Consider the following 3,609-nt stretch of genomic DNA (forward strand, 5'->3'; position numbering starts at 1 on the left):
TTTTTTCCTTGCATACCATGAAATTAATCTTTTTTAGTAAATTGTGCAACAAGCACACCGTATAAACGCAATAACGGAGGAGTTTCTTAATCGGAAATTCCTCTTTTTTTTCTATCTTTCGTCAACGGCTGAAAATCTTTGCATATTTTCCCGTTACTGCGCTTATACAAACACGTTCTACACAATTTAAAACTCAATGAAAACAAGAATATATATCATTATTTTATTTTCAATTGGATTTTTTTTATTCTCTTGTAAATCTGATAAAAAATACAAACCAGAAAATTTAAGAGAATTAACTAATATAGAATTAAGAGAAAAAGCAATAAACAAAACTCTTTTTCAATTAGATGATGCTATTTATAAAAATGAAAGTGGACTTGTTATTTCTAAAGATAGTATCAAAAAGTTAAACACAAAATCATGGTTTTTAGAAAGGTATGTAGATAATAACGGAAAAATAAAAGAGCTTATAATTAGAAAAGCCACAGAAAAAGATATTGCCTTTAAAGAAGAGTTGATTAGTCTTTTTCAAAAAACTCCAATTCAAGTTTCTAACATAGACTGTTCTAAACAGGAAGAAATACTATCTGAAATTTATAAGCTTGATCAAGAAATGCGATCAGGTAATAACATTTTTGACCCAGAAATTGATATCCAAAACTTAATTACAATAAAAAACTTAATAAAAAAATGTGGAATGCCAACTTTGGAAGAAGTCAACTCCAAACAAATGTCGGCAATTTGGCTTGTTTTCCAACACGCGGATAATGATATTAGAAAAGAATATTTCCCATTACTAAAACAAGCAGCAAAAAACGGAGATATAAAAAAAAGTGCAATAGCATTAATGGAAGATAGAATTTTAATGTATGATCGAAAACCGCAAATTTATGGCTCACAAGTAATCAAAGACAATAAAACTGATAAATGGAAGCTTTATAATTTAGAAAATAAAGAAACCGTTGATAGAAGAAGAAAAGAAGTTGGTTTAAATCCTTTAAGTGAATATTTAAAACGTTGGGACATCGAATTTAAAGTTAAACAAGTGAAATAAAACTGTGTAGAACAACGTATAATTCCAACTAAGGTTTTGTGTCCTGCGGACACAGACGCTCAAGCGTCAAAGTCAGTTCTTTTTATTATCTTTATTTCTCAAATTCCCTTAGCTAGGTAATTATACAAGACCGTTGTAACACATTTGACTGAACTATGAACTTATCAGAATTTTTAAGAGATTACCCAGGAATTGGAGCAACTTCAATAGCAATTGTTTCCGGAGCTTTGGGTTGGACTATTAGAAATTTAGTTCAATTCTTTATTGACAAATCCAAATACAATAAAGAATTAAAAACTTTCTTTTGGAAAGAGAAAGTGAACTCTGCGAAAAAAGCTTCTGAATTTTATTTGGAGCATATGAATTATCTCAACCTGTTGAGACACCAGTTCGAAATTTTTGAGAAAGGTGAAATTGAACATCAAGAACTTTATGATAATATTCAAAAAGAGGTTGAATTTTATTCAAATAAATTAAAAGCATTTCCACATTTCGAACATCACCATATAAATATTTTTTATGATTTTGATGAGAAACGTGCAATGGAAATAAACAAAAGAACTTTTGATATCCAAAGAGAATTAATTGACTTGCAACCTAAACAAGGAGATAGTCTTGAGATAATCGACAGCAAAGTAATTGAAATTAGAAAGAGAGCCACTGAATTGAAAGACAACTATGAGGAGCACTTTAAAATTTATAAGAAATACCTAAAAGAAGTTAGAAAAGATTTAGAAAATTATCTTTAAAAAACGTGTTACAACAATGTATAATTCCAACTAAGGTTTTGTGTCCTGCGGACACAGACACTCACGCGTCAAAGTCAGTTCTTTTTACTATCTTTAATTTCCAAATTCCCTTAGCTGGATAATTATACAAGACCGTTACCTGCCATTAGAAAAATGAAAACAATAATTGAAATATTCACAGTTCTAGCAATCTTGATTTGTTGTATTTCAGCGGCTAACAAAATAGACTATTCAACTGAGAAAGTTGATTACGGTAAGATGATTGAAGAATATTTGCAGACAAAGAAAATCGAACCAACTATAGTTTTCGATAACGATAAAAGAAATAAAATTAACTTACTAGAACATAAATTTAGCTGGAGAAATTTAGAGAAAGGAATTGAAATTATTGTTGACGGACACGCATTCACAACTTCGAACAAGATGACTTCCAATATAGTTTGGGATTCTGGAGTTGAGAATGTGAATTTTGCTAATTTCTTACAGCAAATAAAAATATATAAAGATGAATCTATTATTGGATTTGTTCTTATTAACAAACCCTGTACTGGACTTGGTTGCAGTGTTAATTATCAAATCATTTACGATCTTAAAACAAAAAAACAGACCTATTTTGGTAGATTTCGATCAGGATTTGAATTTGAACTTTATAACTTCAATTCAGACAATCAAACAGATTTTTTAAGCAAAACATTTTATGGCAGAAATGCTCAAGGAATTGATACAACTGAATTTGTTTTATATAGTCAGACTCAAAAAGGTGACTTTAAAAAATTTGAAACTGAAGAGCAAAAGAAATTTTGGTTTAAACATACATATACAGAATTTCAACTGAATCTTGACAACGATAAATTTGAAGAAAATTGGATAGAGAAAATAAATAAAAACGGCAGGTAACAACGAATATCTTCAATTGCGGTTCTGTGTCCTGCGGACACAAACGCTCACGCGTTAAAGTCAGTTCTTTTTACTATCTTTAGTTCTCAAATTCCCACAACTGAAAGATATACAAGACCGTTGCCAGTAAGCTATAACAAAAATACAGATTAAAAAAAATAAGTTATATTAGCATTATGAATTTGAAAGAATCAATAAAATATAAAATGACGGATTTTTTATCATTATGTAAGGCTCATAATGTAAAAAATTTATATGCATTTGGTTCTTCAATAACAGATAAATTTAACGAAGAGTCTAGTGACATTGACTTATTGATAGAAATCGATAATGATGATCCAATAGAACGTGGAGAAAATTTAATGAATATTTGGGATAAATTTGAACAGTTTTTTCAAAGAAAAGTTGATTTATTAACTAATACTTCTATCAAAAATCCTATTCTAAAAAAGAGTATTGATTCAACAAAAATTTTAATCTATGATGGACAAAAGCAAGAAATATCTCTCTGATATTTTAATCGCTATCGATTTAATAGAAAAATTTACTGTTGAGATTTCTGATTTTAATGTTTATCAAGAAGATTTAAAAACTCAAAGTGCTGTAGAAAGACAATTAGCAATTATTGGTGAAGCCTTAAATCAACTTAGAAAAATAAACCCAAATTTGGAAATTGAAAATGATAGACAAATAATTGGTTTTAGAAATAGATTAGTTCACGCTTATGACAGTATAGATAACTCTATAGTTTGGGCTATAATTAATCGTCATCTTATTAAGCTTAAAGAAGAAATCAAAGTTCTAGTATAGAAAAAAGCCTACAGGCAACACCGGTAACCGTTGCACAAGCCTTTAATTCTTAGAAAATCTCACTTATTTAAACCGCTTTTAGGAGGTTTTTTGTTT

At 29.0% G+C, this 3,609-nt stretch carries 5 protein-coding genes; all 5 read left to right on the top strand.

Going from position 1 to position 3,609, the window contains the following annotated elements; genetic code table 11:
• Positions 1-196: 196 nt before the first annotated feature.
• The 5 genes from G551_RS0112130 (at position 197) to G551_RS0112150 (ending at position 3,513) form a co-directional block, all read left to right on the top strand.
• Positions 197-1,057: a DUF6624 domain-containing protein gene (locus G551_RS0112130; RefSeq protein ID WP_051191393.1), complete on the top strand. Its 861-nt coding sequence runs from the start codon at positions 197-199 to the stop codon at positions 1,055-1,057.
• Positions 1,058-1,212: 155 nt separating this feature from the next.
• The gene (locus G551_RS0112135; RefSeq protein ID WP_027885813.1) at positions 1,213-1,806 is read left to right on the top strand and encodes a hypothetical protein; all 594 of its coding nucleotides are present in this window, start codon (positions 1,213-1,215) and stop codon (positions 1,804-1,806) included.
• Between the two features lie 153 nt (positions 1,807-1,959).
• Positions 1,960-2,703: a hypothetical protein gene (locus tag G551_RS0112140; RefSeq protein ID WP_027885814.1), complete on the top strand. Its 744-nt coding sequence runs from the start codon at positions 1,960-1,962 to the stop codon at positions 2,701-2,703.
• Between the two features lie 176 nt (positions 2,704-2,879).
• A complete protein-coding gene (locus G551_RS0112145) occupies positions 2,880-3,215 on the top strand; it encodes a nucleotidyltransferase family protein (protein ID WP_027885815.1) in 336 nt (111 codons plus the stop codon).
• A complete protein-coding gene (locus G551_RS0112150; protein ID WP_027885816.1) occupies positions 3,184-3,513 on the top strand; it encodes a HepT-like ribonuclease domain-containing protein in 330 nt (109 codons plus the stop codon). Before G551_RS0112145 ends, G551_RS0112150 begins: the two co-directional genes overlap by 32 nt.
• The last annotated feature ends 96 nt before the right edge of the window (positions 3,514-3,609 follow it).

Origin of the sequence: Mesonia mobilis DSM 19841 (assembly GCF_000423405.1) — a bacterium.
In the GTDB taxonomy this organism is placed as follows: domain Bacteria; phylum Bacteroidota; class Bacteroidia; order Flavobacteriales; family Flavobacteriaceae; genus Mesonia; species Mesonia mobilis.